The 25,279-nt window shown below is 58.4% G+C and carries 26 protein-coding genes and 1 pseudogene; 8 read left to right on the plus strand and 19 right to left on the minus strand.

The features are described 5' to 3' along the window. Nucleotides 1-9 precede the first annotated feature (9 nt). The 3 genes from FNY10_RS04345 (at nucleotide 10) to FNY10_RS04355 (ending at nucleotide 3,742) form a co-directional block, all read left to right on the plus strand. A complete protein-coding gene (locus FNY10_RS04345) occupies nucleotides 10-1,251 on the plus strand; it encodes a pyridoxal-phosphate-dependent aminotransferase family protein (RefSeq protein ID WP_160703880.1) in 1,242 nt (413 codons plus the stop codon). Beyond that, nucleotides 1,248-2,510 carry an allantoate amidohydrolase gene (gene hpxK, locus FNY10_RS04350; RefSeq protein ID WP_160703878.1) on the plus strand — a complete coding sequence of 421 codons (1,263 nt, stop codon included), beginning with the start codon at nucleotides 1,248-1,250 and terminating at the stop codon, nucleotides 2,508-2,510. The genes FNY10_RS04345 and hpxK overlap by 4 nt, the downstream gene beginning before the upstream one ends. Nucleotides 2,511-2,836: 326 nt before the next feature. Further along, nucleotides 2,837-3,742, plus strand: a complete 906-nt coding sequence (locus tag FNY10_RS04355; RefSeq protein ID WP_160703876.1) for a GGDEF domain-containing protein — start codon at nucleotides 2,837-2,839, stop codon at nucleotides 3,740-3,742. 5 nt (nucleotides 3,743-3,747) lie between these two features. Here FNY10_RS04355 and FNY10_RS04360 read toward each other — a convergent pair whose 3' ends face one another. Continuing rightward, nucleotides 3,748-4,581, minus strand: a complete 834-nt coding sequence (locus FNY10_RS04360) for a helix-turn-helix transcriptional regulator (protein ID WP_131048414.1) — start codon at nucleotides 4,579-4,581, stop codon at nucleotides 3,748-3,750. A gap of 248 nt (nucleotides 4,582-4,829) precedes the next feature. On the opposite strand from FNY10_RS04360, the gene FNY10_RS04365 reads away from it, so the two are divergent. Then, nucleotides 4,830-5,597: a phytanoyl-CoA dioxygenase family protein gene (locus tag FNY10_RS04365; RefSeq protein ID WP_131048415.1), complete on the plus strand. Its 768-nt coding sequence runs from the start codon at nucleotides 4,830-4,832 to the stop codon at nucleotides 5,595-5,597. 592 nt (nucleotides 5,598-6,189) lie between these two features. Here the strand turns inward: FNY10_RS04365 and FNY10_RS04370 are convergent. The 5 genes from FNY10_RS04370 to FNY10_RS04390 all read right to left on the minus strand — a co-directional run bounded on the left by FNY10_RS04370 (nucleotide 6,190) and on the right by FNY10_RS04390 (nucleotide 11,243). After that, nucleotides 6,190-6,531: a PTS fructose-like transporter subunit IIB gene (locus FNY10_RS04370; RefSeq protein WP_131048416.1), complete on the minus strand. Its 342-nt coding sequence runs from the start codon at nucleotides 6,529-6,531 to the stop codon at nucleotides 6,190-6,192. Between the two features lie 15 nt (nucleotides 6,532-6,546). Then, nucleotides 6,547-7,422, minus strand: coding sequence for a [formate-C-acetyltransferase]-activating enzyme (locus FNY10_RS04375; RefSeq protein ID WP_160703874.1), 876 nt, complete (start codon nucleotides 7,420-7,422; stop codon nucleotides 6,547-6,549). Next, nucleotides 7,388-9,685: a formate C-acetyltransferase gene (locus tag FNY10_RS04380; protein ID WP_160703872.1), complete on the minus strand. Its 2,298-nt coding sequence runs from the start codon at nucleotides 9,683-9,685 to the stop codon at nucleotides 7,388-7,390. Before FNY10_RS04380 ends, FNY10_RS04375 begins: the two co-directional genes overlap by 35 nt. 140 nt (nucleotides 9,686-9,825) lie before the next feature. Continuing rightward, nucleotides 9,826-10,146, minus strand: a complete 321-nt coding sequence (locus FNY10_RS04385; RefSeq protein ID WP_100685738.1) for a PTS fructose-like transporter subunit IIB — start codon at nucleotides 10,144-10,146, stop codon at nucleotides 9,826-9,828. 20 nt (nucleotides 10,147-10,166) lie between these two features. After that, entirely contained in the window at nucleotides 10,167-11,243 is a 1,077-nt protein-coding gene (locus FNY10_RS04390) for a PTS fructose transporter subunit EIIC (protein WP_160703870.1), read from the minus strand. Nucleotides 11,244-11,551: 308 nt separating this feature from the next. Here FNY10_RS04390 and ptsP point away from each other — a divergent pair, with 308 nt between their 5' ends. After that, on the plus strand, nucleotides 11,552-14,053 hold the full coding sequence (gene ptsP / locus FNY10_RS04395) for a phosphoenolpyruvate--protein phosphotransferase (RefSeq protein WP_160703868.1): 2,502 nt from the start codon (nucleotides 11,552-11,554) through the stop codon (nucleotides 14,051-14,053). 288 nt (nucleotides 14,054-14,341) lie between these two features. On the opposite strand, the gene FNY10_RS04400 is transcribed toward ptsP, so the two are convergent. After that, nucleotides 14,342-14,464 (minus strand): small membrane protein, encoded by a 123-nt coding sequence (locus FNY10_RS04400; protein ID WP_004860391.1) that lies wholly within the window; start codon nucleotides 14,462-14,464, stop codon nucleotides 14,342-14,344. 248 nt (nucleotides 14,465-14,712) lie between these two features. Here FNY10_RS04400 and FNY10_RS04405 point away from each other — a divergent pair, with 248 nt between their 5' ends. Continuing rightward, complete coding sequence (locus tag FNY10_RS04405; RefSeq protein WP_100685735.1) at nucleotides 14,713-14,937, plus strand: hypothetical protein; 225 nt, start codon at nucleotides 14,713-14,715, stop codon at nucleotides 14,935-14,937. Between the two features lie 17 nt (nucleotides 14,938-14,954). Here FNY10_RS04405 and FNY10_RS04410 read toward each other — a convergent pair. The 3 genes and pseudogenes from FNY10_RS04410 to FNY10_RS04420 all read right to left on the minus strand — a co-directional run. Next, nucleotides 14,955-15,296: pseudogene (locus FNY10_RS04410) on the minus strand (SDR family oxidoreductase); the annotation flags it as partial. Nucleotides 15,297-15,320: 24 nt separating this feature from the next. Next, on the minus strand, nucleotides 15,321-16,115 hold the full coding sequence (locus FNY10_RS04415) for an SDR family NAD(P)-dependent oxidoreductase (protein ID WP_160703866.1): 795 nt from the start codon (nucleotides 16,113-16,115) through the stop codon (nucleotides 15,321-15,323). Between the two features lie 130 nt (nucleotides 16,116-16,245). Next, the gene (locus FNY10_RS04420; RefSeq protein WP_160703864.1) at nucleotides 16,246-16,695 is read right to left on the minus strand and encodes a winged helix-turn-helix transcriptional regulator; all 450 of its coding nucleotides are present in this window, start codon (nucleotides 16,693-16,695) and stop codon (nucleotides 16,246-16,248) included. A 156-nt stretch (nucleotides 16,696-16,851) separates the two neighbouring features. Between FNY10_RS04420 and agp the strand changes: the two genes are divergently transcribed. Next, on the plus strand, nucleotides 16,852-18,099 hold the full coding sequence (agp, locus tag FNY10_RS04425) for a bifunctional glucose-1-phosphatase/inositol phosphatase (protein WP_160703862.1): 1,248 nt from the start codon (nucleotides 16,852-16,854) through the stop codon (nucleotides 18,097-18,099). A 74-nt stretch (nucleotides 18,100-18,173) separates the two neighbouring features. Here the strand turns inward: agp and FNY10_RS04430 are convergent, their stop codons facing one another. Together FNY10_RS04430 and wrbA are read right to left on the minus strand one after the other, a co-directional pair. Then, entirely contained in the window at nucleotides 18,174-18,401 is a 228-nt protein-coding gene (locus FNY10_RS04430) for a YccJ family protein (protein WP_131048423.1), read from the minus strand. A 20-nt stretch (nucleotides 18,402-18,421) separates the two neighbouring features. Beyond that, nucleotides 18,422-19,018, minus strand: a complete 597-nt coding sequence (wrbA, locus tag FNY10_RS04435) for an NAD(P)H:quinone oxidoreductase (protein WP_100685730.1) — start codon at nucleotides 19,016-19,018, stop codon at nucleotides 18,422-18,424. Nucleotides 19,019-19,400: 382 nt separating this feature from the next. Here wrbA and FNY10_RS04440 point away from each other — a divergent pair, with 382 nt between their 5' ends. Beyond that, entirely contained in the window at nucleotides 19,401-19,574 is a 174-nt protein-coding gene (locus tag FNY10_RS04440; protein ID WP_100685729.1) for a general stress protein, read from the plus strand. 103 nt (nucleotides 19,575-19,677) lie between these two features. Here FNY10_RS04440 and rutG read toward each other — a convergent pair whose 3' ends face one another. The 7 genes from rutG to rutA are packed head-to-tail and all read right to left on the minus strand — an operon-like array spanning nucleotide 19,678 to nucleotide 25,099. Next, nucleotides 19,678-21,000: a pyrimidine utilization transport protein G gene (gene rutG / locus FNY10_RS04445; RefSeq protein WP_131048424.1), complete on the minus strand. Its 1,323-nt coding sequence runs from the start codon at nucleotides 20,998-21,000 to the stop codon at nucleotides 19,678-19,680. Between the two features lie 21 nt (nucleotides 21,001-21,021). Next, complete coding sequence (rutF, locus tag FNY10_RS04450; protein WP_160703860.1) at nucleotides 21,022-21,516, minus strand: NADH-dependent FMN reductase RutF; 495 nt, start codon at nucleotides 21,514-21,516, stop codon at nucleotides 21,022-21,024. 9 nt (nucleotides 21,517-21,525) lie between these two features. Next, nucleotides 21,526-22,116 (minus strand): malonic semialdehyde reductase, encoded by a 591-nt coding sequence (locus FNY10_RS04455; protein ID WP_131048426.1) that lies wholly within the window; start codon nucleotides 22,114-22,116, stop codon nucleotides 21,526-21,528. A gap of 14 nt (nucleotides 22,117-22,130) precedes the next feature. After that, complete coding sequence (gene rutD / locus FNY10_RS04460; protein WP_160704061.1) at nucleotides 22,131-22,916, minus strand: pyrimidine utilization protein D; 786 nt, start codon at nucleotides 22,914-22,916, stop codon at nucleotides 22,131-22,133. Then, on the minus strand, nucleotides 22,910-23,305 hold the full coding sequence (gene rutC / locus FNY10_RS04465; RefSeq protein WP_131048427.1) for a pyrimidine utilization protein C: 396 nt from the start codon (nucleotides 23,303-23,305) through the stop codon (nucleotides 22,910-22,912). The genes rutD and rutC overlap by 7 nt, the downstream gene beginning before the upstream one ends. Further along, the gene (gene rutB / locus FNY10_RS04470; protein ID WP_100685724.1) at nucleotides 23,298-24,008 is read right to left on the minus strand and encodes a pyrimidine utilization protein B; all 711 of its coding nucleotides are present in this window, start codon (nucleotides 24,006-24,008) and stop codon (nucleotides 23,298-23,300) included. Before rutB ends, rutC begins: the two co-directional genes overlap by 8 nt. Beyond that, nucleotides 24,008-25,099, minus strand: a complete 1,092-nt coding sequence (gene rutA / locus FNY10_RS04475; protein WP_160704059.1) for a pyrimidine utilization protein A — start codon at nucleotides 25,097-25,099, stop codon at nucleotides 24,008-24,010. The genes rutB and rutA overlap by 1 nt, the downstream gene beginning before the upstream one ends. Nucleotides 25,100-25,279 lie beyond the last annotated feature (180 nt).

The following is a 25,279-nucleotide window of genomic DNA, read 5'->3' on the forward strand; positions in this document are numbered from 1 at the left end:
GATTCTAAAATGGATATCGCTCAATTTTCGCAACTCAACCCGCCGCCGCGCCTGCTGATGGGGCCGGGGCCGATTAACGCCGACCCGCGCGTGCTGCGCGCCATGTCGAGCCAGCTGATTGGTCAGTACGATCCGGCGATGACCCACTATATGAATGAGGTCATGGCGCTGTACCGCGGGGTGTTCCGTACCGAAAACCGCTGGACGATGCTGGTGGACGGCACCTCGCGCGCGGGAATCGAAGCGATTCTGGTGTCGGCTATTCGTCCCGGCGATAAGGTGCTGGTGCCGGTATTCGGCCGTTTCGGCCATCTGCTGTGCGAAATCGCCCGCCGCTGTCGCGCCGAGGTTCACACCATTGAGGTCCCGTGGGGCGAAGTCTTCACCCCCGACCAGGTGGAAGACGCCATCAAACGCGTGCGCCCGCGCCTGCTGCTGACGGTGCAGGGCGATACCTCGACCACTATGCTCCAGCCGCTGGCGGAGCTGGGTGATATCTGCCGTCGTCACGAGGTGCTGTTTTACACCGACGCGACCGCCTCGCTGGGCGGTAACCCCCTGGAGACCGATGCCTGGGGGCTGGATGCGGTATCGGCGGGGATGCAGAAATGCCTCGGCGGCCCGTCTGGCACCTCGCCGATTACCCTCAGCGCGCGCATGGAGGCGGTGATTCGCCGCCGCAAATGCGTGGAGGAGGGGATCCGTACCGACGCCCATCTTGATGGCGTGGATGAGATAGTTTACTCCAACTACTTCGACCTCGGTATGGTGATGGACTACTGGGGGCCGGAACGCCTGAATCACCACACCGAAGCCACATCGGCGCTGTTCGGCGCCCGCGAATGCGCGCGCCTGATTCTGCAGGAGGGGCTGGATCAGGGGATTGCCCGGCACAAGCTGCATGGCGATGCGCTGCTCAAAGGCATTCAGGCGATGGGGCTGGAGACCTTCGGCGACCTGAAACATAAGATGAACAACGTGCTCGGCGTCGTGATTCCGCAGGGCGTCAACGGTGACCAGGTCCGCAAGCTGATGCTGGAAGATTTTGGTATTGAGATAGGCACCTCCTTTGGCCCACTGCACGGCAAAGTGTGGCGCATCGGCACTATGGGCTATAACGCGCGGAAAGATTGCGTGCTGACCACGCTCAGCGCTCTGGAGTCGGTACTGAATTACCTGAAATTCTCTACCACCCAGGGGGCGGCGATGCAGGCGGCGTGGGATCACTATGACAGCGAGAGTGCGCGATGAATCAATCAGCACGCCAGCAGGCGGAGATGATGGCGGCCGCGGAGCGGGTGATGGCCCGCGCCGATGCGCTGGCTGCGATCAGCGAAACGGCCGAAGGACTGACCCGGGTGTATCTCTCGCCGCAGCATTTGCAGGCCAATCAGCAGGTGGCGCGCTGGATGACGCAGGCGGGCATGACCGTCTGGCAGGATAGCGTCGGCAACATTTGCGGGCGTTATGAAGGCGAACAGGAGGGAGCACCGGCCATTCTGCTGGGGTCTCATCTGGATACGGTACGCAATGCCGGGCGCTATGACGGCATGCTGGGGGTGCTCACGGCGATTGATGTGGTGGAAAACCTGCATCAGCAGGGGCGTCGTCTGGCGAAAGCGATAGAGATTGTCGGTTTCTGCGATGAGGAGGGGACCCGTTTCGGGATTACGTTGCTGGGCAGCCGCGGCCTGACGGGAAGCTGGCCGGAGAGCTGGCTGACGCAGACCGATGCGCAAGGGATAAGCGTAGCGCAGGCGATGGTGCAGGCCGGGCTTGACCCTGCGCGAGTCAGCCTGGCGGCGCGCCCGACGGCGGATATCGCCGGCTATCTGGAGCTGCACATCGAGCAGGGGCCGCGTCTTGAACAAGCGGAGCTGGCGCTCGGGGTGGTGGAGGCGATCAACGGTGCCCGCCGCCTGAACTGCCGCTTTACCGGCGAAGCGGGCCATGCCGGAACGGTGCCGATGAGCCAGCGTCGGGATGCGCTGGCCGCCGGCGCCGAATGGATGGTGCTCATTGAGGCGACCACCCGGCAGCACGGGGGAGACCTGGTGGCTACGGTGGGGACGCTGCGCTGCGCCCCGGGCGCGGTTAACGTCATTCCCGGCGAGGTGGCGCTGACTCTGGATATTCGCGGCCCGCAGGATGGCCCGCTTGATGCGCTGCTCACCACGCTGCTGGACGCTGCGCAGACGATAGCCGCCCGTCGCCATCTGCACTTTGCCGCCGAAACGTTCTATCACATCGCCGCAACCGCCTGCGATCGGCGGTTACAGACGGTGTTGACGCAAGCCGTCAACGAGGTTCAGGGGCGCTCGCTGTCCCTGCCGAGCGGCGCCGGGCATGATGCGATCGCCATCGCCGAACGTTGGCCGGTAGGCATGTTGTTTGTGCGCTGCAAAGGCGGCATCAGCCACCATCCCGCCGAGTCCGTTACCGCCGACGATGTGGCATTGGCTATTGCGGCATTTCGCCGAGCGACGCAGGCGCTGGCCGAAAAGGCTTAAGTCGTCCCGACTGGCGTATGAGCGGTATCCTCCACGCAGGCGCCGCGCTGAAGGCCGGCGAGCGGCGGCAGCGAAGGGGGATTTTTACCCGAAAATAGCACGAAATGATAAATGTGCGGATGATGAACTCTATACCATCCGCGGCACTGACCCCGTCGCCATGGATTGGTAGTCAGTTGGAATAATTCCGCGGGGTCAGTCTGTTCTTCTTGTCAAGCATCGATGATACCCTTAACCCTCAGATAATTATCATTTTTACTCGCTGAAAATTCCCTGGTCGTTATGTTACCTTGTGAAAAGATTTGCTGCAGACGAGAGACGTGCCGATGCTGAATTCAGAAAAGAATATTAATATAAATGCGCAGTCCTCCCGTTCCTGGATGAACCTTTTCCCCGCATTGCTGGTGATTATCGCCGTTTCCACATTGTGCGTTGTGATTTCAAAACCCTTAGCTTCATGGGACCTCATCTTCACCAACGCCGGGCTGTATATTGATCTGTTAGCCCTATTGTTCCTGGTGTTTATGCTATGGATTTCGGCAAAGGTCAGAATGAGCCATGTCGCGGTGAACTGGGTGCGCAACGGACTGCTGCTCTGGATAGCCGGCGGCACCTTTGATTTCATGGACGAAATATTTGTCCAGCCGAGATGGATGGGCTATTACTGCGAAGATCTGCTCCGCCTCTCCGGCATGCTGATGACGACCATCGGCATCTACAAAATTATCGAGCGTATTAACGTGCTGTATGTCGACGCGCGTTCTCAATCGTTAAAAGACGAGCTGACCCAACTGCCTAACCGGCGCTTTTTCATTGATACCATCCGGGAAAAACAGGGCCACCAGCTGGCGCTGATGATTCTGGACATCGATTTTTTCAAGAAGATCAATGATACCTACGGCCATCTGGTGGGCGATGAGGTGCTTTTCGCCTTGGGTAAACAGCTGGCAAAATTAACCAGCGATAAAATTCTGCCGTCCCGGATTGGTGGCGAAGAGTTCGCCATTATTGTTGACGGGATGTCGGCCGAAGAGGTGCGCGAGCTGGCGCAGTCGATTCTGGAGAATGTCCGCTCGATTCTGATTAATCACGATTATCCGCTGTCGGTAAGCATTGGCGTCGGCATGCGTGAAAAAGATGAACCGCAGGATGTGTTTATTAAGAAGGTGGATGAGGCGCTCTACCAGGCTAAACATAACGGCCGCGGACGCGTGGAGTGGGCCGCATCCTGAGGCCGCTATCCCTGCTGCGCGCTGCGGCAGTGGCGGCGATATTCGGAAGGTGAGCGTTCGGTGTAGCGTTTAAACACCCGGCAAAAATAGTTGCTGTCGACAAAACCGCAGTTGTGGGCAATCTCTTTGACTTTTAAATCGTAGCCCCGCAGCAGTTTTTTGGCCTGCTCCAGCCGCACGCGGGTCAGGTATTCGTTAAAGCCGACGGAACCTGATTTCTGAAAAATGTGCGACAGGTAGTTTGGCGTGATATGAAAACGTTTCGCCACCGATTCGCGGGTTAATGGCTGGCTGAGATTCTCCTCCAGATAATCCTGTACCGCCATAAACAGATCGCGGCTGCGGCTGACCCGCATCTCCAGTCCGACCAGCTGTTCAAGGCAGTGACTCAGCAGCGCCGACACCACAAGCCGTGCGGTGACCGGGTCTGGCTGCAGACATATTTCGTTCAGCGCCAGCAGCAGATAAGAGCCTACGCGCGGCCCCAGGCGGGCGACGCTTTGCTTCTCCGTTCGCAGCTGTTTGCCGTCCCAGCGCTGGATGCAAAACCCCAGTTTTTGCCTGCCGAATAAAATACTTAAGGTCGATGCCGGACCGGTCCACTGCGGACAGGTCCATTTTCCCGCCGGTACATAAAGCACTTGCGATGTTACCAGCCGCATATCGGACAAGGGTAAGCCGTTCTCCCGCAGCTCCCCCTCCAGCACAATTTCCAGACGTGGAAATGCGACCTGATAGGCCAGTTCCGGGAGCGAAATATCCGGTTCCGGGAACCTGACCCGCAGCCTGTCTTTCTGATTGATCAGACGATTTAAAATATCCGGCAGATCTTCAATCATCCTTCACCCCGAGAGCGAACTATTATCCCGTTGAATATAATCTATTTCATACCCGCAGATCTCTTTTAGATAGCCTGATTGAACGCGCAGAGCCGACCTGCGGCCGTCTGCAGCTCAGAGTTTGATGAACATCACACTTTGTCTCCCCGCGTACGGATGTCCAGTTTTTCGTAGGAATCGCCTCATGTATTTCCCCAGGCCGACGATTAGAGTTTATTTCGTGTTATCGAAAGGTTAAGGAAAAAAATATGGAACATCAATCTGCTGTCTATCTGGATGCCCTTGGCGCCAACATCGCCTTATCCGATAAAATGAAACTGGAGCTGGATACGCTTGGCTACACCGTGGTGCATCATCTGGCCGACCCGGCGTGGCTGGCGGCGATGCGCGAGCTCATCGACGTGCTTGTCGAGAGCGAAGGGGACAACCTGGCCATGGAACACCATCAGGAGGCGACTGCAACGCGGATTGCCAATCTGGTGAATAAAGGGGTGATTTGGGAGAAGGTGTGGTCTCATCCGCTGGTGCTGTCGGCCTGCCGCTATATTTTTCAGGGCGACTTTAAAGTGTCCAGTCTGAATGCGCGCGAGGCGCTGGTTAACGGCGGCCACCAGCCGCTACACGCCGACTGGAAAAAACCGCGTCCCGATTTTCCCAAAGTGCATCTGGTGAATACCATTTGGGCGATCGATGATTTAAGCGCTGAGAATGGCGCTCCGCGAATTATTCCCGGCACGCATCTACGTCCGGAGCTGCCCGAAGAGGTCCTGAGCGACCCGGAACTGCCGCACCCGGAGGAGGTGGTATTTGCCGCCCCGGCAGGAAGCGTGATGATTTATAACGCACATACCTGGCACGGCGGAACCTGTAATACCACCGGCAGCAGAAGACGGGTGCTGCACGGTTTATACATCGACCGTCAGGACAATGCGCAGCAGGACCAGCGGCGCTGGTTAAAGCCGGAAACAGCCAGCCGCCTGACGCCGGCGCAAAAATGGCTGCTGGATGTGGAGTAACTTCCCTGGCGCCAGAAACTTGTCGTCCCGGTATCAAGTTGCCCGGTATCAAGTAGCCCCGGTAAGCGCAGCGCCACCGGGGAAAGGTTCCCGGGCGGCGGGATAACCCCTTGCCCGGGCTACATCCGGCATCAATTGTCGGCCTGGTATCAAGTCACCCATATCGAGTAGCCCCGGTAAGCGCAGCGCCACCGGGGAAAGGTTCCCGGGCGGCGGGGTAACCCCTTGCCCGGGCTACATCCGGCATCAATTGTCGGTCTGGTATCAAGTCACCCGGTATCAAGTAGCCCCGGTAAGCGCAGCGCCACCGGGGAAGTTCCCGGGCGGCGGGGTAACCCCTTGCCCGGGCTACATCCGGCATCAATTGTCGGTCCGGTATCAAGTCACCCATATCAAGTAGCCCCGGTAAGCGCAGCGCCACCGGGGAAAGGTTCCCGGGCGAAGGGATAACCCCATTGCCGGGTTACGGTCCGGCACAGATTGTCGGCCCGACATCAATTGTCACCCCGATGGCGCTGCGACGCTGTTCGGGCGACAAAGCGGCTGAGGCTAGCGGTTCTCGCCCCTGGGAGTGGAATAGCCCACTTTATTCTCAGGGGATATCTAAATAGACGATCGGTTTTTTCATGATGCTTTTTACCGCTTCAGCGATATGCTGCGGCTGGAGTAAAAACGTTTTGATGCTGGTTTTAATCGTGCGGTGGCCGCAAAAGCGCTTTGCGTCGTCGATTTCAATATCCGTGACCAGCAGCACGACATCGGCCCGGGCAATATCGTCAGGGGTGATTTTATTCTCAATCCCCAGCGCCCCCTGGGTTTCGATTTTGATCTGCCACTTTTCATGGTGGCCGACTTTTTGTAAACGTTCCGCCGCCATATAGGTATGGGCCACACCGCTCACGCAGGCCGTAACCGCAACGATCTTGAGATCCATAGCATCCTCCGGGCATTAGCCGCCGACAGTTACGCGAAAACCAGCTTGTTCAGCCATGATAGTGAATCGGTTAATTTCTGCTGCCGATGGCGCCTCGACCGTTGCCATCGCCCATCGCTTGCCGAGCAGCGAGTATTTCGGCTCGCCATATTGATGAAACGGCAGCAGATGAATGTCAGGCAGCGCAAACGGTGCCAGGAAGGAGAGAATCTGGCTGAAGTTCTTTTCACACAGGGTAAAGCCAGGAATGAGCGGCACCCTGGGGATGACGTGAACGCCATTTTCCACCAGCCGGCGGAAATTTTCCAGCACCCGAGGGAGATCCATGGCAAGCAGTTTTCTCGCCTGCCCGGGATCGATGATTTTCAGATCAAACAGCACTTCGTCGCACGCCTGGGCAAGAGGATAAATGCGGCTGAAGGCGGCGTCGCCCGCCGTTTCTATCGCCGTGTGGATCCCCCACTGGCGCAAGGTGCATAAGAAGCGGGTGGCAAACCCCGCCTGCATGAGCACCTCTCCGCCCGATAGCGTCACGCCGCCGCCCGAGGCGCGAAAAAAAACCTCATCTTTCAGGACCTCTTTGAGCAACGCTTCCTGAGTAACATCGCGGCCAATCTGCTCCCATGCGCCGGAAGGGCACTCTTCGACGTCCTGCTGGCAGCGCGCGCAGTGGAGGCAGCGGCTTTCCCGACGCACGGTTTCAATTTTGGGCGAGAGGGATTCCGGGTTGGCGCACCACGGGCAGGTGTGCGGGCAGCCTTTAAAAAAGACGATGGTTCTGATCCCCCGGCCATCGTTCAACGAGTAGCGCTGGAGATTGAAAATGCGCGCCCGGTCGGCGCGCGTCTCGATAACGTCACAGTTGATGCGTGGTGCGGTGGATAATGTCATCCTGGATCTCCTTCGATAACTCCACAAAGAAGGCGCTGTAGCCCGCGACGCGTACCACCAGACCGGCGAAATCCTGAGGGCGCTGCTGCGCTTCCCGCAGCGTCTGCGCGTTGACCACGTTAAACTGGATATGCTGAAGCTTCAGGCGGGTGAAAGCCTGTAAGAAATCGGCCAGCTTATTGAGCCCGCTCGCTCCGCTCAGGGTCGCCGGGGTGAACTTAACGTTGAGCAGTGTGCCGTTGGAGAGCAGGTAGTTATCCAGCTTGCTGACCGATTTCAGGACCGCCGTTGGCCCCTGTGAATCCTGGCCGACCATCGGCGACAGCCCGCCATCGGCTAGCTGCTCACCGGCCAGGCGACCGTCCGGGGTCGCGCCAACCACCGAGCCGAGCGGAACGTGCGCCGAGACAGTGTACGAACCGGGGGTGAAATGGCCGCCGCGCGGGTTGCGATACTGCTCCACCTCTTTACAGTAAAAGCGCAGCAGGTCGGCGCTGATATTGTCCACCTCGTCAATATCGTTGCCATATTTTTCAAAGCGATGAACCAGGCGGGCGCGGATTTGCTCGCCTTCCGGCGTCTGGAAATTCGCCTTAAGGACCTGAATCAGCTCGTCATAGCTCATGCGCTGCTGGTCGAAGACCATCCCCTTGAGCGCATGCAGGGAGTCGCTGAGATTGGCGATACCTATTCCCTGAACGCCGGAAAAGTTGTAGCGTGCGCCGCCTTCGGTGATGTCCTTGCCATGCAGCGCGCAGTCCTGAATAAACGAGGAGAGCAGGGGAACAGGTGCCTGATTCCGGTGGCCGAGGTCGCAAATGTTGCTGCCTTCGACCATCAGCTTGATGTAGTAGCGGGTTTTCTCGCGGATCTGCTGAATCAGCCCGTCCCAGCTGATATCGGGATTACCTTCATTCTCCAGCATCACGATCTCCATCACCTTCAGCAGGTTGAACATCGCAATATCGTGCAGCCCGTAGGTGCGCCCGGGGATAGAGAGCTCGACGCAGCCGACGACGGCATAATCCCGCGCATCCTCCAGCGAGACGCCGCGATTGAGAAAGGCCGGAATCACCACTTCGTCGTTGAAAATTTGCGGGATCCCGGTGCCGAGGCGGATCGTTTCCGCCGTTTTGTGCAGGAACGGGCGGTCAGTCAGTTCGTTGACGCGCACCCCGAGATTGGGCTGCGGCAGACGGACGTTCTGGTAGGTATCCAGCGCAAGAAAGGAGAGCACGTTTACCGCGCTGCGCCCGGTCTCGCTCAGGCCGCCGAGCAAGGCGGTGTAGCCCGTAGGGAAGCCGGCAAAGTAGCGGGCGCTGCTGGATGAGCGCAGCAGGACGATATCGTTGCACTTGACCCACAGCGATTCCAGCAGCGTTTTCAGAAACGCGGGATCCTCGCCGCGGGTTAACGACGCCTGATAAAACGGCAGCATATACTGGTCAAAACGGCCAAGCGAAATAGAACTGGCGTTGGACTCGTACTGCAAAATGATGTTCATGTACCAGAACAGCTGACAGGCCTGCCAGAAATTTTCCGGGCGATGCCCGGCGTTATGGCGCGAATGGGCGGCAATCGTCTCCAGCTCCTCGCGTCGCTGCGGATCGTCGCAGCGGCGGGCCATCTCAGCGGCGAGGGTGGCGTAACGCAAAATGTGGCGCTGTGAGGCCGCCAGTAAAATCACCACCGCCCGATAAAAATCGTTCTCCGGATGCTGCCGGGCCAGGTTTTCCATTTCCGCCGCCAGCGCCGCCAGTCCTTTATTCAGCAGAAGCGGATAGTCAATAATGATGTGCCCCTGGCCTTTGTCGGTCTGGTTGACGCTGAAAATCTGCGTGCGCACCGCCGCTTTTACCTCATCGGTCATCTGAGCGTTAATGACATCTTTCATCGAGCGTTTTTCCCAGTACGGGAACAGGGCTTCGCGGTAGATGCGCTTGTCTTCGTCGCTGATGGCGAAGCGATCCTGTGGCCGAGTGGGGAACCGATCCAGCTCGTTAAGCAACCAGTAGGGGTCCATCTCGGGCGAGACGATGCCGGCGCGCGGTTTGATTGTCCGGTTGCCGGCGATCAGTTCGTCATCGCGAATCGAAATCTGTACATGGTCAAGGATCCAGGCGGTGGCCTTCGCCCGACGAATCATCGTCGGCTCACCCTCGGTGCGTTGGTGGCTTTCGGTATAGAGCAGGGCGCGTTCGAGCGATATTTCCCGAGGGTGAGCGAACAGGCTCGCGATTAAGCGTTGGGTACGATTGGTCATGACAAACTCCATATGAACGCCTTTCTCCACGTGCGGGTTGAGGCAATTCGCGACGCGGTTTGCGCACGGACTGCCGGTCACCATGACGCTCGTGGAGCAAGGCGTTGAGTCGCGCGCCGCATCGCCGCGCGCGATGGTATTCAGGCTTTCTGCGAAAGATGACTGTCGATTTTGTTCATAATGGCGTCAGCCCGCTTCACGGCATCGCTGATATTGACGCGAACGATGGTTTTGCCGGCAAAACGCTCTTCACACTTGATGCCGATATCTTTGGTCAGAATCACGATATCGGCGCTGGCGACATCGTCTGCCGACAGCTCATTCTCAATGCCGATGGAGCCCTGGGTCTCCACCTTGACCTGCCAGCCTTTGGCTCTGGCGGCACTCTCCAGCGACTCCGCTGCCATGTAAGTGTGTGCGACTCCGGACGGGCAGGCGGTAACGGCGATAATGCTGGTCATAAAAGACTCCTTCTGACGTTTCAGTTAATTTCGAAATCAAGATCCAGTTCGTCATTGGCTTTGGCTTCTGGCGCTTTCTTCTTCGTGAGAGCTTTAAGCACGATGACGCAGGCGGCGCAGACAAATGCCCCGACCAGCAGGCCGATGATGAACCCGCCTTTACCCTGAACCACCGGCAGGACAATCAGTCCACCCCAGCCGGCGTAGCATTGAACGCCGAGCAGAGCGGTCGTCACGCAACCGCTGGCGGCGCCAATCATGATCGACGGGATAACGCGCAGCGGGTCGGCGGCCGCGAAGGGGATGGCGCCTTCCGATATGCCAACGCAGCCCATGACCAGGGCGGCCTTGCCCGTTTCTCGCTCCTCCGGGGTGAAATATTTGCGACCGATCAGCGTCGCCAGACCCATGCCCAGCGGCGGCACCGCGATCCCGACGGCAGCGATAGCCACCACGGTATACACGCCCTGGGAGACGCAGATCAGCATGAAGGCGTAGGCCACTTTATTGACCGGGCCACCCATGTCGAAGGCCAGCATCAGCCCCATAATGATGGCGAGGAGCACGATGCTGCCCTCGCGCATGCTTTGCAGCCAGGTCGTCAGACTGGCGGTGAGCGCGCCGACAGGCTCTCCCAGCCCCCACATCATGATCCCGGCCGTAATAAAGGTGCCGATAATGGGGATCACAAAAATGGGCATCACGGAGCGCAGTACTTTGTGGACGGGGATTTTCTTCAGGTAGTAAACCACCAGACCGCCGATCATCCCGGCGATCAGGGCACCGAAAAAACCGGCGCCAAAACTGTTGCCGACCCACGCACCAATGGCGCAGGGCGCCAGCGCCGCGCGGTCAGAAATGGAGTAGCCGATATAGGCCGCCAGAAAAGGCACCATCAGGGTCAGTCCGGCGACGCCAATATCAAACAGTTTTTTCAGGTTGGGATCCGTCGCGCTATCGGGCACGGCGCCCTTGCCGTACAGCATGACCGAGACGGCGAGCAGGATCCCCCCGGAGACCACAAAGGGGATCATATGTGAGACGCCGGTCATGAGATGCTGGCGTGTATTTTTTAGTATTTGCACCAGTTCGTTCATTGCTTGCTCCTGAGCGCGGTATCGCTCGTGACAGTATTGTTGCTTCAACAGTAGGAAAATGGCGGGGGAGAAAACAGTAGAGAAAAAGTGCATTTACTGGATATTTGTAAGATGCGCGCGAAATTGCGATCCATCTCAAATCTTAAGTGATATAGGGTCAGATCACGACAAAAAGAGAGATTTGTGATGCGGAACATAAAAAAGATCTCTGTGTACAATTTTCCAGTAATTCACTCTTTTCTCGCGTAGTCCCGGCCGCGTGCTTTCTTTACCGTTGAGGCCATGATGTCTTGCTCAGGAGAAAGCCAATGGCCCAGGTCATTAAATTTCGTTGCGATTTGCCAAATGGCGTCCACGCTCGTCCGGCCAGTGTGGTGGAAACGCTATGCAATACCTTTGTGTCTGCTATTGACTGGTGGAATACGCGCAGCGACCTGCGCGGCAATGCGAAAAGCGCGCTGGCCATTATTGCAACCAACACCATACAGGGCGATGAGTGCCAGTTAATGATCAGCGGTGAGGATGAGCAGCGGGCGTTTGCTGCGCTGTCGGCATTTATTGACGATCAATTTCCGCACTGCGATACGCCGTTGCCGACGGCGGAAAGCATGGAGGTTCAGCCGGTTCCGGAATCGCTGTCGCGGCTGAATCCCCTCCTGTTCCACGGACTGCCGGTGTGTGCCGGGAGCGCAGGGGGCATGCTTATCCATCTGAAATCCTTCGATCTGCGCGACCCGGGCCCGCTGCCAGCTGCCGGGAATGTTGAGCACGAGCAGGCGCTGCTGGATCAAGGTTTGCTGCTGCTGGTTAAAAATATCGAGCTGCGGCTGCTGGATAACGACGGAACCGCCGGCGCCATTCTGGAGGCGCATCGTTCGCTGGCGACGGATGCTTCTCTACGCCAGCATCTGCTTGGCGGGCTGCTGACCGGCCTGAGCTGCGCCCAGGCGATTGTCGCCAGCGGCGAGCACTTCTGCGCTCAGTTCAGTGGCTCCGGCAACCGCTATTTACAGGAGCGAGTGCTGGACGTACGCGATGTCTGCTTCCAGCTCCTGCAGCATATCTACGGCGAATCCCGTTTCCCGGCCCCGGGTAAGCTGACCGTCCCGGCGATTTGTCTTGCCGATGAGTTAACGCCCAGCCAGTTTCTGGAACTGGATAAAACGCGGCTGAAAGGCCTGCTGCTGAGCAGCGGCGGGACCACCTCGCATACCGTGATTCTGGCGCGTTCTTTTAATATTCCGACTCTGGTTGGCGTGGAGATGGCGGCGCTGCAGCCGTGGGTGGGGCAACCGGTATACATCGACGGCAATGCCGGGCTGGTGGCGGTGAACCCTGATGAAGCGGTGACGCGTTACTACCAGCAGGAGGCCTGGGCTGCGGCGCAGTTACGTCATCAGCAGCAGGCGTGGCTTGATAAAGACGGAGTGACAAAAGATGGGCTGCGTCTGGAGGTGGCGGCCAATATTGCCCACTCCGTTGAAGCCGCCGCAGCGTTTGGCAACGGCGCGCAGGCGGTGGGCCTGTTTCGTACCGAAATGCTGTATATGGACCGGCCCGGCGCGCCGTCTGAAGATGAACTTTATAATATTTTTTGCCAGGCGCTGGAACCGGCGAACGGTCGCAGCATGATTATTCGCACGATGGATATCGGGGGCGATAAGCCGGTGGCCTATCTTAATATCCCGGCGGAAAACAACCCCTTCCTCGGCTATCGCGCGGTGCGAATTTACGAAGAGTACCAGACGCTGTTTCGCACGCAGCTCAGGGCCATTCTGCGTGCCTCGGCGCACGGTCCGCTGAAAATTATGATTCCGATGATCTCCTCGATGGAGGAGGTTTTGTGGGTGAAAGAAAGACTGGCCGAAGCCAGGCAATCCCTGCGCGATGAACATATTCCGTTCGATGAGAAAATCCCGTTGGGTATCATGCTGGAAGTGCCGTCGGTGATGTTTATCATCGACCAGTGTTGCGAAGAGATCGATTTTTTCAGTATCGGCAGCAACGACCTGACGCAGTATCTGCTGGCGGTGGATCGCGATAACAGCAAGGTCAAGCGCCACTACAACAGCCTCAATCCGGCTTTTTTGCGCGCGCTGGACTACGCCGTGCAGGCGGTACATCGACAGGGGAAATGGATCGGCCTGTGCGGTGAACTGGGGGCGAAAGGCTCGGTGCTGCCGCTGCTGGTGGGGCTTGGGCTGGATGAACTGAGCATGAGCGCGCCGGCGATCCCGGCGACGAAAGCGCGTCTGGCGCGGCTGGACAGTCGGGCCTGCCGTCAGCTTTTGAACCAGGCCATGCAGTGTCGCACCTCGCTGGAGGTGGAACACGTATTAGCCCAGTTCCGCATGACCCAGCAGGACGCGCCGCTGATTACCACGCAGTGCATTACCTTAAACAGCGACTGGCGCAGTAAAGAAGAGGTGCTGAAAGGCATGACCGATAATCTGCTGCTGGCGGGGCGTTGCCGCTACCCGCGTAAGCTGGAGGCCGACCTCTGGGCGCGTGAAGCGGTATTTTCGACCGGGCTGGGCTTCAGCTTTGCCATTCCGCACAGCAAGTCGGAGCATATTGAGCAGTCCACCATCAGCGTGGCTCGTCTGGCCCGGCCGGTGGCGTGGGGAGATGACGAAGCGCAATTTGTGATTATGCTGACCCTCAATAAGCATGCCGCCGGAGATCAGCATATGCGTATCTTCTCTCGTCTGGCGCGGCGCATTATGCATGAGACGTTTCGTCACGCGCTGGTCACCGCCGACAGCAGCGAGGCCATCGCCGGGTTATTGCAGCGCGAGCTGGAGCTGTAGTTCGCAGCGGAGAATCCCCCGGTTGCGCGGTGCTTACCGGGGCTACGGATCGGCGTCGCCTGCGGTTTTATTGGTTTTGTTGCCCGGGTGAGGCGCTGATGTATCTGGCGTGGCTGACCCGTTGTTTTCGCCGCAGTGCGATGCTTACAAAGCGGAGCTGGTCGGGGAGTCGTCACCGTTCAGGCCGGGCAGGAAGAAAAGAATAAAAGCAGGCATAATGCCTGCTTTTATTCTTTTGTGATGCGTCGTGACACAATGTGGCGGCGCAACGTGGCGTATCGAGAGGGGCTATTTTTTCTTCTTATGGGTCGGGAGCTGGCTGGCGCGGCGTTCTTTGACGTATGACACCAGACTGTAAATCGCCACTCCCAGCAAAATGACCGCGACAACAATGAGAATAATACCAGACATAAGCGATCCTGGGCTTGAGTTGAAAACCATGAACTCTATTAAGTTACGTGTAAGATAGCATCAGGATGTGTCCGAAATATGACTCGCTTTTTTGTTAAAATCGAAAAAAATCAGAATGATAAAATCATACTGACCGGCGCAGCAGCGCCGTTTTGTCGGGCGGGTAACACTCCGTTAAGTGATTTTACAGACGTGGGATCCGCAGGCTGATACCCTGCATTTGAGTAAGAATTGTCTGAGAGTAATGCATGCGTAATCAACATATCGTCGGCCTGGTTGGGCTGACTCTTATCCTGGCTTCATTTGCCGTCGCGGCGGAGCCCGATCGCCAACAAACCCGCGAACGCATCGTCGATCAGGTGCTAAAACCTTGTGAAGGTAAAAAAGCGGGAGACAAAGTGGTGATGGTCGATCGCCGCGGCGGCGAACATGAGGCCATCTGCACGCTGGCGGCGGTACCGCTACCGGAGTAACGCCCGCCGCCGTCGGGTCAGTGATTTCCCGTACCGCCATCCACCCGCAGTTCGCTGCCGGGTACGTAGCTGGACTCATCCGATGCCAGATACAGGGCGGCGTTGGCCAGCTCCTGCGGCGTGCCCATCCGTCCTGGCGGCACCAGGTTTTTGATCTCCTCCTGCAGGTCGCTCAGGGCCTGGGCGCTGAGGCCCAGCTTATCCAGCGCCGGAGTGTGCACGGGACCCGGACTCAGGCCATTCACCCGGATACCGCGCGGCAGCAGCGCCTGTAGCAGGAAGAACGGGCCTTTGAGGTTGAGATTCATCAATCGATCCCACTCCGCTTCGCCCCAGTCGCCGAAGGGGGCGTGGATGACCCAGCACGGCCACCAGCTCAAACGTTAACTCCGGCGATAGCGCGGCGCCGGCTGGCCGTTGCGCGCGCTGCCAAACAGCGCGAGTCGCGCCTGGTCGAAATGACTCCAGAGCGCCAGATCGTGGACCGGCGGCAGGGTGATATTTTCGCCCTGATCAAGCCCGCTGAGCGCCGCGTCTACCAGATCTTCCGTGGTCATCACCGAGCCAGCGGGCAGCGCGTCAAGTGCGACGCCGGAGGTCGGCCACAGGTCCGTCGCGGTTGCCGCCGGGAGTACCGCCTGAATACGCAAACCGCTGTCGGCAAACTCCTCCTGAAGCGCACGGGTAAAGCTCAGCACCCACGCCTTGCTGGCGCTGTAGACGGCGCTGCCCGGTAGCGCATGCAGCGCAAGGATTGAGGCGATATTGATAAGCGTCCCCTGACCGCGAGGGCTGAAGGCGGCCAGCGCGGCATAGCTCAGGCGCAGCAGAGCGGTGGTATTCAGGGTATGAATCATTTGATGCTCGCGCACATCCGTGGTCAGCAATCCTCCCATTTTCGCCGTGCCGGCGTTGTTAATCACCAGCGCGATCGTCGGATCTGCCTGCAGACGCGCTTCAACGGCGCGGATACCGCTCTCTTCGCTCAGGTCTGCCTTTAGCACGTCGGACCGGATGCCATACTGGCTTTGCAACTCTTTGGCGAGAGCCTGCAAACGTTCTTCGCGGCGCGCGACCAGAATCAGGTGATAGCCGCGAGCGGCGAGACGTTCGGCATAGAGGGCGCCGATACCGGATGATGCGCCGGTAATTAAAGCGGTATGAGAAGGGGTCGTCATGGCGTTACCTCAAGTAATAAGGTTTCATTATTAAACCAATTTTAGCATGAGTTAAATAGTTTAATAATGCAACCAATTGACGAGGATTATTTTATTATGAGAAATGATTAAAAGTTAATAATAATTAAAATCAATCTGTTACTTGAAGTCGGGCGGTAATGTCGTCGGGCTGGAGCGTCCGGCCATCGGCGGCCTGCAGCACCAGTTTGCGCAGCGGCTGGCGCGTGAGATTATCAATTAACACGGTGGTGGGTTCGTCGGGCGTCAACAGATATTCGTCAGCCCATTGCGCCAGCGCCACCAGCACAGTTTGCAGGCCGCGTCCCTTTTCGGTAAGCACATACTCCTGCCACGCGCTGCCGTCCGAAGCGGGCTGCATCGTCAGAATACCTTCTTCCACCAGCATTTTTAGCCGCCCGGCGAGCATGTTTTTAGCAATGCCGAGGTGCTTTTGAAATTCGCTGAAGCGCCGGGTGCCCCCCAGGGCATCGCGGACAATGAGTAGCGACCACCAGTCGCCAATGACGTCAAGTGAGCGGGCAATAGGGCAACTGCTGTTTTCCAGACGGGTACGTTTCACGAGAGCTCCTGTGGATTCAGTTGTTTTATTATAAAACTATTTCCCTGGACGGAGAAAAGTTTCTCCCGTTGCGCGAGTTTGCGAGCCGTCGTGCGGAAAAATGTCATCAATTTGTCACAATGTAAGCGATGATAATCACTGACTGAGGATTAAGGGATGCAAAAGAGTCTACTCGCCAGCGTCGTGGCCGGCGCCATATTGTTATCGACGGCAGCCCAGGCAGAGGAACAGACGGCACCGCAGGGCTATCAGCTACAGCAGGTGTTGATCATGAGTCGCCACAACCTGCGCGCGCCGCTGGCCAACAACGGCAGCGTGCTGGAACAGTCGACGCCGAAATCATGGCCGGAGTGGGATGTGCCCGGCGGTCAGCTGACGACCAAGGGCGGCGTGCTTGAGGTCTACATGGGGCACTATATGCGTGAATGGCTGGCGCAGCAGGGGCTGGTCACCCGCGGTGAGTGTCCGCCGGAAAATACGGTTTACGCCTATGCCAACAGTCTGCAACGTACGGTGGCGACCGCGCAGTTCTTTATTACCGGCGCCTTCCCCGGCTGCGGCGTCACGGTGCATCACCAGCCGCAAATGGGCACCATGGACCCGACGTTTAATCCGGTGATTACCGACGATTCCGCCGCCTTCAGCGAAAAAGCCGTACAGGCGATGGAAAAAGAGCGGCAGACCATGCAGCTGGCCGACAGCTACAAGCTGCTTGAAGCGATGACGGACTATCAGAATTCTCCCTCCTGCAAAGAGAAGCAGCCGTGTTCTCTGAGCGATGGCAAAGACACCTTCAGCGCAAAATATCAGCAGGAACCGGGCGTTTCCGGGCCGTTAAAGGTGGGCAATTCGCTGGTTGATGCCTTTACGTTGCAGTATTACGAAGGCTATCCGCTGGATCAGGTGGCGTGGGGCGAGATAAAAACCGACAAACAGTGGCAGGTGCTGTCGAAGCTGAAAAACGGCTATCAGGATAGCCTGTTCACCTCGGCGGAGGTGGCGCGCAACGTGGCTAAACCGCTGGTGCAATATATCGATAAAGCGCTGGTCAGCGATCCCGCTCAGGCGGCGAAAGTGACGCTGCTGGTCGGGCACGATTCGAATATTGCCTCGCTGTTGACGGCGCTGAACTTCAAGCCTTATCAGCTGCATGACCAGTATGAGCGTACCCCGATCGGCGGAAAAATCGTTTTCCAGCGCTGGCATGATAGCGGCGCCAACCGCGATCTGATGAAAATCGAGTATGTATATCAAAGCACGGCGCAGCTGCGCAATGCCGAAACCTTAACCCTGCAATCCCCGCCGCAGCGGGTGACCCTGGCGCTGAACGGCTGTCCGGTGGATGCCAACGGCTTCTGTCCGATGGCGACGTTTAAACAGGTGATGAACGACGCGGCGAAATAGAAAAAACGGACCGACCATGGCTGGCCGGTCCGGGGATGATTTTACTGGCCCGGCCATGCGCCGGGCACACCGGGTTACACGTTTTTGCGCTCGATGGTCTGTTCGCCCCAGAAAAGGGCGTCTTTATCCGTTTTCGCGAAGGCCAAAGACAGCACTTCATCGCTGCCTTCTTCCCAAATTTTTTCTGCTAACTTTTCATCGTAATTGGCTAATTCAAAAATCGCTTCGGCGATCTCTAAAGAGGTATTTCGTAAACTTGCCCATTCGCCCACATGGTGGGCTTTCGCTTCTTGAGTTGGCATGCAAATCCTCCTGCTGAAGGTTAGCCGTGTAGTTTAACTGCCAGTCCTGCGACATGTTCACCCTGATAGCGGGCGATCGCCAGCTCTTCCTGACTTGGCTGACGGGAACCGTCTCCGCCGGCGATAGTGGTTGCGCCATACGGAGTGCCGCCGCGCACCGTTGACACATCAAAAAGCTCCTGGGCGCCGTAGCCGATAGGCACAATCACCATCCCGTGATGGGCAAGCGTTGTCCAGGTAGAGGTAATGGTCTGCTCTTGTCCACCGCCGGTACCGGTAGAACTAAAGACGCTGGCCAGTTTGCCGTACAGTGCGCCCGATGCCCACAGACCGCCGGTCTGATCGAGGAAGGTGCGCATTTGTCCGGACATATTGCCGAAACGGGTGGGGGTACCAAAGATGATAGCATCATACTCTGCCAGTTCCTGCGGCGTGGCGACGGGCGCATTCTGCGTTTTCCCGCCTGCTTTGGCAAACGCCTCAGCTTGCATAGTTTCCGGCACGCGCTTCACGACCACCTCAACGCCGTCGACTTTGTTTGCACCTTCGGCGACGGCATGAGCCATGGTTTCGATGTGTCCATACATTGAATAATAAAGCACCAGAATTTTAGCCATTTGCATCACTCCTCGGTTGCGTTAAAGATCAGTCAAGCGACTGGCTACCTTTAAAGATAAGGCCTCTGGCTAAGAGTGCAAATCTAACAATCATTTATTTGATTTATAACAAAATTGCAAAGAATGCGTTTGTCGCAAAAAGAAACATCTTTATCTGCCCGCTTTTCATCAGCCATAAGAGCCGCTTAGCGCGGCGCGGGCGGCGCTAAATCTGTCGTCGGCGTCAAAATATTACAGAATATTACTATTTACCTGGTAAATGAGTTTCATTCACTACGCTTAACAGTACGCAATACGAAAAATGGTCATGCCAGATGCCGCCGGGTTGCGGCCTCGTATTGTACGCAGCGCAAGATGATGTCTAACCAAGTGGAGGTCAGTGATGGCAAACCATCGTGGCGGTTCCGGCAACTTTGCTGAGGATCGTGAAAGAGCATCAGAAGCAGGTCGTAAGGGTGGCCAGCATAGCGGGGGCAACTTCAAAAACGATCCCGAGCGCGCCTCGGAAGCAGGTAAAAAAGGGGGAAAAAACAGTCACGGCAATCGTCATAGCTGATCCATGCGGCTGACTGTCTTCAATGTGGCTTTACGCTTCCTGGCGCCAGCCACATCCTCCTCGCCGCCGGCATCCGCCGGCGGTTTTTATTGCCCGCTGAGGTTTAAACGGGAGTGACGTCGGGCTGTTGCGCTTCACGCGCGCGGCGGTTAAGCAGCGCGTGAAGTAAAATGGCGCCGAAGGTGGCCGTACCGATCCCGCCAAGGGTAAAACCGCCCAGCGACAGAGCAAAATCTCCGGCCCCGAGTACCAGCGTGACCGCCACCATGATCAGATTGCTGTTCTGACTCAGGTCAACCCGATTCTGGACCCAGATACGGGCACCGGCGACCGCAATCAAGCCAAAGACCACGATCGACGCGCCGCCGATAACCGGCCCGGGAATGGTGTGGATCAACGCGCCAAACTTCGGCGAAAAACCGAGCAGAATCGCCATCGCCGCGGCGGCAACGAACACCAGGGTGGAGTAGACCTTGGTCACCGCCATCACGCCGATATTTTCCGCATAGGTCGTTACGCCGCTGCCGCCAACCGCGCCGGAGAGCATCGTCGCCAGCCCATCGCCAACGAACGCCCGTCCCATATAAGGGTCCATATTGCGTCCGGTCATGCCGGCGACCGCCTTCAGATGACCGAGGTTTTCCGCCACCAGAATCACCGCCACCGGAGCTATCAACATCATCGCCTGACCGTCAAAGGTCGGGGCGGTAAAGTGCGGCAGCCCGAACCACGCTGCCTGGTGCAGTAAGGTAAAATCGAGCGCTTTCCCCAGTCCGAAAACATTCGCCAGCAGCGCATACAGCCCACAGGCGACGATCAGGCCGACGAGAATCAGCAGTCGCTGGATCATCCCGCGGGTAAAGACCGCCACCAGTCCGATACAGAGTACGGTCAGCACCGCCATCCAGCCATCGAAGGCGGAGGCGGAGACGCTGTGTACGGCGATGGGCGCGAGATTGAGGCCAATAGCCATCACCACCGCGCCGGTCACCACCGGCGGCATCAGTCGTTCAATCCAGCGGGTGCCGATTTTCATCACCACCACGCCAATCAGGGTATACACCAGGCCGCAGGCGATAATGCCGCCGAGAGCGACGCTAAGGTGCGGGTTGAGCCCCTGGCCATTAAAGCCGGTGACGGCAATCACTACGCCGATAAAGGCGGCGCTGGAACCCAGATAGCTGGGTACCCGGCCGCCGGTCACCACGAAAAACAGCAGCGTACCGATCCCGGACAGCAAAATCGCCAGGTTAGGATCCAGCCCCATCAGAATCGGCATCAGTACGGTGGCGCCAAACATGGCGACCGCGTGCTGAACGCCCATGACCATCGTTTGCCCTATGGAGAGCCGTTCATCAGGGGCCACCACGCCGGACGCGGCGGAAGGGGAGGTCAACTGCCAGCGAGGAAAATCGAAAAGTGCCATGATGATATCCCGGGTTTGAGGTTAGCAGGCTGGACGCATAAGCGTGTGGTAACCGCGGTCGAACCACATCAGCCCGCGCGGCTCTGGATGTCTGACGATGGCGGCCACTTCGCAGAACAAAATGTCGTGGGTGCCGACGCTGACTATCTGGTTGATACGACAATCGAAACTCACCAGCGCATCCACCAGGCGCGGGCAGCCAGTAAGGCCGGTTTGCCATTCGGCGGCGGCGAAACGTTCCGCCATCGGCGTTTTACCGCCAAAAACGTTGGAGAGCGACTCCTGGCCTGCCGCCAGAGTGTTGACGCACAGCGCCTGATGCTGGTTGAAAGTCGGCCATACCGAGGCGGAACGGTTGAGACAGACCAGCAGCGTGGGGGGCGTATCGGTTACGCTGCAGACCGCGCTGGCGGTATATCCGGCGCGACCCGCCGGGCCATCGGTGGTAATAATGTTGACCGCCGCGCCGACCTGGGCCATGGCGTCACGAAAACTCTGTTTATCCGCTACGGACATAGTGGCTCCTTACGCCAGCTGGCAGGCATCATCAAAGGGCAGGCGCGGCAGGCGGCCATACAGCCGGGTCTCGTCGCCGTAACCGATATTGATCAACAGGTTGCTCTTCCAGCCGCTGTCGGCAAAGAACGCCGCATCGACCTTGTCGCGATCAAATCCCGACATCGGGCCGGTATCCAGCCCAAGCGCGCGGCAGGCGAAAATCAGGTACGCCGCCTGCAAGGAACTGTTGCGAAACGCGGTCTCTTCCGCCAGCTGCGGACTGGAGGTGAACCAGCTGCGGGCATCGCCGTGGGGAAACAGCGTCGGCAGACGATCGTAGAAGGCGCGATCCCAGGCCACGATGGCGGTCACCGGCGCACGCAGGGTTTTTTCGAGGTTGCCGCTGGAGAGCGTCGGGCGCAGCTTCTCCTTGCCTTCCGGCGTGCGGACAAAAACGATTCGCGCCGGGGAGCAGTTGGCGGAGGTCGGGCCCATTTTCATCAGATCGTATATTTCGTGCAGCAGGCTATCGCTGACCGGTTTATCCAGCCAGCCGTTGTGGGTACGGGCGTGAGTAAACAGACTGTCGCGCGCGCTTTGGCTAATGCTTTCGCTCATAGATTCTCCTGATATCAGGCCAGCATGGCGGCCAGCCCGTTGCATAAAATAGGGTTGAAGGTGTCGGCATCGGTCACGTTGCAGGCGTGGCCGCCCCAGGCCATCTCGAAGCGCTGGCTACCCGGTATCGCCGCGTGTAGCGTGCGCGAGCAGGAGGCGGGAACCAGCAGATCGTCATGGGCGCTGACGACCAGGGTCGGGCACGCCACGGCGGACGCCCGGCGAGAAAAGTCGGCCTGCTTCAACGCCTGCAGCCGCTTGAGCAGATTCTCCTTGCCCTGGAAATGGCTGAGCGCAAGCGCATCTTCCGCTTCCAGCCGCGGCATCCGTGCGGCCATCCACTCCGCGGGGTAGAGGAACAAAGGCTGCGCCTCAACCCACGCCTGGGCGCCGCCCGCGTGCAGCAGACGCTCGCGTACCTGAAAACAGCGGCGGGTGTGGGGAGACAGGGTCAGCCAGCCGTTGACCAGCACCAGGCCGCTGACCGCGTCAGGAAAGTCCAGCGCCAGCTGCAGGGCAATCAGCGCCCCAAGGGCGTGCCCCACCAGGGCAAAGCGGGAGACTCCCGCCGCCTGCAGCGCCTGCTTCAGTTCCTGCGCCATGGTTGCCATGCTGTAGTCAGCCGGCAGCGGTCCGGCATTTTCGCCGGTGCCGTTGTGATCATAGCTCACCAGTTGATACCGTTGCTCCAGCGCCGCGCGCTGCGGCAGCCAGTAGCTGCCCGCGCCGCCGAGGCCGGCGCTCAGCACGACCGTCGGTGCGCCCTCAAAGGGCGCCGGAGAGATATTCAGTTTCATAATGCTGCTTTTCCGATATGGGCGACGGTCGCAATCTCGACCAACGCCTCCGGCTTGACCAGTCCGCACTGGATGCAGAAGCGCGCCGGTTTATCGCCAGGAAAAAACTCGGCATAGACTTCGTTAATCGCGGCGTAGTTTTTCCAGTCGGTGATAAAGATGCTGTTGAACGTCACATCCTCCATGCGGCCACCCGCCGTTTCGATCACCGTTTTGATCGTGTCGAGAACGTGGCGGGTTTGCGCCTTTGGGTCGCCGATGTGCACCACGTTATTTTGCTTATCAAACGGCAGCGTGCCGGAGACATACACCACGCCATCGGCCAGCGTTCCGGGGACAAAAGGGGCGATCGGCGTGGTGGTGCCGGGCGGAATAATGACCTGTTTAGGCATAACGTTTCTCCTCCGGGAAAGTGAGCGGCGCGGCCGGGGACAGCGCATCGCAGAAGCTGGCGACATCGCTGACCCAGCCAAAGAAAGTCTCAATATTGAACAGCGCGGCCTGCTGGGCGAAGGCCGGGCCCGCCTGGTGGGTGGCGTCTTCCAGCACGACGCCGAAGTATTCGAGGAAGAAGCCGTCGCGCAGGGTCGATTCCACGCAAACGTTGGTGGCGATGCCGGTAAAGATCAGATGACGGATGCCGCGGCTGCGCAAAATGCTGTCCAGTTGCGTGTTGAAAAAGCCGCTGTAGCGCGGTTTCGGCAGCACCACATCGCCGGGCTGGGGCTGCAGCTCATCGACCAACTGATAATCCCAGCCGCCTTTAGCCAGCAGTTTGCCCTGTAGCTCAGGACGGCGGCGCATGGTCTTCAGGGCATTGGATTTGTGGTAGTTCGGCGAACCCGGGCCGCCGGCTTCCATATACTCCTCGTCCCAGCCGTTCTGGAACCAGACGATCAGCATGCCGGCGGCACGGGCCGCGGCGACGGCGGTGTTAATGTTGTCGATAACCGGTCGGGTGGCGGAGACGTCAAATCCGGCGAGGTCGAGATACCCTCCCTGGCTGGCATAGGCGTTTTGCATATCGACGACGATCAGCGCGCTGTTTTGCGCCGGAAAGGTCAGGGATTCCGGTCGGGCGGAAAGCGTAATCATCAGGCAACCTCGCGGGTAACGGTGGCAATATGGTCGCGGCAGCGCATCAGCGGCTGAATGCGTTCGCCAAAGGCGTCGATGCCGGAAAGAAAATCATCAAACGTGAGCAGGACGCCGTCGGTGCCGGGTACGGAGGCGACGTCGTCGAGCATACGGGCGACGCTAGCGTAGGAGCCCACCAGCGTGCCCATATTGATATTGACCGCCGAGGTCGGATCGGCCATCTGCCGCACGTTGGTATCGCTGCCGGAGCGGGTGTCTTTTTGGCTTTGTTCGGTGAGCCAGGCCAGCGCTTCGTCATCGGCGCCCGCCTTGTAGTGCTCCCATCTGGCGCGGGCCGCTTCGTCGGTTTCATCGGCGATGACCATAAACAGCACATAGGATCCAACATCGCGGCCGGTCTTTTCCGCCGCCTGCATCATGCGCGCGGCGGTCGGGGCAAAGGCGGTCGGCGTATTGACCCCTTTGCCGAAGCAGAAGTTGTAGTCGGCATACTGCGCGGAGAAGGCCATCCCCGCATCGCTCTGTCCGGCGCAGATAACTTTCATCGGCTGCGACGGCTGCGGGCTGACGCGGCAGTCGTTCATGGTGAAGTAGTCGCCTTTAAAGTCGCTGCGTCCGGTCCCCCACAGATCGCGCAGCACCTGCACATATTCGGTGAGATAGTCGTAGCGGCGGGCGAAGTAATCGTCGCCGGGCCAGATACCCATCTGCTCATATTCCGGTTTTTGCCAGCCGGTCACCAGATTGACGCCGAAGCGGCCGCCGGAGATAGAGTCGATGGTGGAGGCCATGCGGGCGACAATGGCCGGCGGCAGCGTGAGCGTCGCGGCGGTGGCGTAGATCTGGATCCGCGAGGTCACCGCCGCCAGACCGGCCATCAAGGTGAAGGATTCGAGGTTATGATCCCAGAACTCGGTTTTGCCGCCGAAGCCGCGCAGTTTGATCATCGACAGGGCGAAGTCAAAATGGTAGTGCTCCGCTTTCTGGACGATCGCTTTATTCAGTTCGAACGTCGGCATGTACTGCGGAGCATGGGTGGATATCAACCAGCCGTTATTACCAATCGGAACGAAGACACCAATTTTCATACGAACCTCTCTGCAATCGTTGAAGAAGAAGGCGCGCGGCGCTGCATCCTGCATCTCCTGGGTCACCTCGCCAGCAAGATAAAGCAAAGGTGATGCCAGTTTTGCAAACCGCAATGTTATTAATGTGTTGCGCGTTAGTTGCCAAAAATGAAGGCGGAAAAAGTGGACTGAATGGTCAAA

Source organism: Klebsiella sp. Lac1, assembly GCF_009825425.1.
GTDB classification, from domain to species: domain Bacteria; phylum Pseudomonadota; class Gammaproteobacteria; order Enterobacterales; family Enterobacteriaceae; genus Klebsiella; species Klebsiella electrica.

Bases quoted from the DNA above. Each gene is read 5' to 3' on its own strand.
- FNY10_RS04345 (WP_160703880.1), top strand. From the start codon at position 10: ATGGATATCGCTCAATTTTCGCAACTCAACCCGCCGCCGCGCCTGCTG.
- hpxK (WP_160703878.1), top strand. From the start codon at position 1,248: ATGAATCAATCAGCACGCCAGCAGGCGGAGATGATGGCGGCCGCGGAG.
- FNY10_RS04355 (WP_160703876.1), top strand. From the start codon at position 2,837: ATGCTGAATTCAGAAAAGAATATTAATATAAATGCGCAGTCCTCCCGT.
- FNY10_RS04360 (WP_131048414.1), bottom strand. From the start codon at position 4,581: ATGATTGAAGATCTGCCGGATATTTTAAATCGTCTGATCAATCAGAAA.
- FNY10_RS04365 (WP_131048415.1), top strand. From the start codon at position 4,830: ATGGAACATCAATCTGCTGTCTATCTGGATGCCCTTGGCGCCAACATC.
- FNY10_RS04370 (WP_131048416.1), bottom strand. From the start codon at position 6,531: ATGGATCTCAAGATCGTTGCGGTTACGGCCTGCGTGAGCGGTGTGGCC.
- FNY10_RS04375 (WP_160703874.1), bottom strand. From the start codon at position 7,422: ATGACATTATCCACCGCACCACGCATCAACTGTGACGTTATCGAGACG.
- FNY10_RS04380 (WP_160703872.1), bottom strand. From the start codon at position 9,685: ATGACCAATCGTACCCAACGCTTAATCGCGAGCCTGTTCGCTCACCCT.
- FNY10_RS04385 (WP_100685738.1), bottom strand. From the start codon at position 10,146: ATGACCAGCATTATCGCCGTTACCGCCTGCCCGTCCGGAGTCGCACAC.
- FNY10_RS04390 (WP_160703870.1), bottom strand. From the start codon at position 11,243: ATGAACGAACTGGTGCAAATACTAAAAAATACACGCCAGCATCTCATG.
- ptsP (WP_160703868.1), top strand. From the start codon at position 11,552: ATGGCCCAGGTCATTAAATTTCGTTGCGATTTGCCAAATGGCGTCCAC.
- FNY10_RS04400 (WP_004860391.1), bottom strand. From the start codon at position 14,464: ATGTCTGGTATTATTCTCATTGTTGTCGCGGTCATTTTGCTGGGAGTG.
- FNY10_RS04405 (WP_100685735.1), top strand. From the start codon at position 14,713: ATGCGTAATCAACATATCGTCGGCCTGGTTGGGCTGACTCTTATCCTG.
- FNY10_RS04415 (WP_160703866.1), bottom strand. From the start codon at position 16,115: ATGACGACCCCTTCTCATACCGCTTTAATTACCGGCGCATCATCCGGT.
- agp (WP_160703862.1), top strand. From the start codon at position 16,852: ATGCAAAAGAGTCTACTCGCCAGCGTCGTGGCCGGCGCCATATTGTTA.
- FNY10_RS04430 (WP_131048423.1), bottom strand. From the start codon at position 18,401: ATGCCAACTCAAGAAGCGAAAGCCCACCATGTGGGCGAATGGGCAAGT.
- wrbA (WP_100685730.1), bottom strand. From the start codon at position 19,018: ATGGCTAAAATTCTGGTGCTTTATTATTCAATGTATGGACACATCGAA.
- FNY10_RS04440 (WP_100685729.1), top strand. From the start codon at position 19,401: ATGGCAAACCATCGTGGCGGTTCCGGCAACTTTGCTGAGGATCGTGAA.
- rutG (WP_131048424.1), bottom strand. From the start codon at position 21,000: ATGGCACTTTTCGATTTTCCTCGCTGGCAGTTGACCTCCCCTTCCGCC.
- rutF (WP_160703860.1), bottom strand. From the start codon at position 21,516: ATGTCCGTAGCGGATAAACAGAGTTTTCGTGACGCCATGGCCCAGGTC.
- FNY10_RS04455 (WP_131048426.1), bottom strand. From the start codon at position 22,116: ATGAGCGAAAGCATTAGCCAAAGCGCGCGCGACAGTCTGTTTACTCAC.
- rutC (WP_131048427.1), bottom strand. From the start codon at position 23,305: ATGCCTAAACAGGTCATTATTCCGCCCGGCACCACCACGCCGATCGCC.
- rutB (WP_100685724.1), bottom strand. From the start codon at position 24,008: ATGATTACGCTTTCCGCCCGACCGGAATCCCTGACCTTTCCGGCGCAA.
- rutA (WP_160704059.1), bottom strand. From the start codon at position 25,099: ATGAAAATTGGTGTCTTCGTTCCGATTGGTAATAACGGCTGGTTGATA.